General features: G+C 47.9%; 1 protein-coding gene. It reads right to left on the bottom strand.

The genetic code is table 11. The features are described from left to right. Positions 1 to 66: 66 nt before the first annotated feature. Positions 67 to 486, bottom strand: a 420-nt coding sequence (locus AB4653_RS25115) for a methyl-accepting chemotaxis protein (RefSeq protein ID WP_372105585.1), incomplete at its 5' end; no start/stop codon positions are given.

Genomic DNA, 486 nt, shown 5'->3' with positions numbered 1-486 from the left:
CTTATGTGTCGGGGGCTTTTTATTCTTGGTTCGGAACCGTGTCAGCTGTGTTAAAGGCTGGTTTCGTTAGGTTCTAAATCGATTTACTTGGTTTTCTAGGTGATGAGCAACTTCGGTTAAGTCACTCGCGGCACCAGAAATGCTGCTGACCGACTCTTGGTTGCTTTGTGCGATGGTGTTTGCACCTTGCGCGTTTTCACCCAACGACTTGGTTAAGCAATCTTGTTCGTCAACAGATACTGCGATCTGGCTGTTGGCTTGATTCAAATCTTGGATGTGTTGGTTAATCACATGCAGGTTCTGAGAGGCTTGTTGTGCCTGAGTCGAAGCATCTGAAACCGTGCTGTGGCTCTCTTTGATTGACTCTAACGCATCTTTAGCACCACGCTGTAACGAGGTGATGAGTTCGTCAATCTGGCTTGCAGAATCTTGAGTACGCTTAGCGAGCGTTCTCACTTCATCGGCTACCACGGCAAATCCACGACC

It is taken from the genome of Vibrio sp. 10N.222.48.A3, from assembly GCF_041475345.1.
Taxonomy (GTDB): Bacteria; Pseudomonadota; Gammaproteobacteria; order Enterobacterales; family Vibrionaceae; genus Vibrio; species Vibrio tasmaniensis_A.
This window is presented reverse-complemented; position numbering and strand designations above follow the sequence as displayed.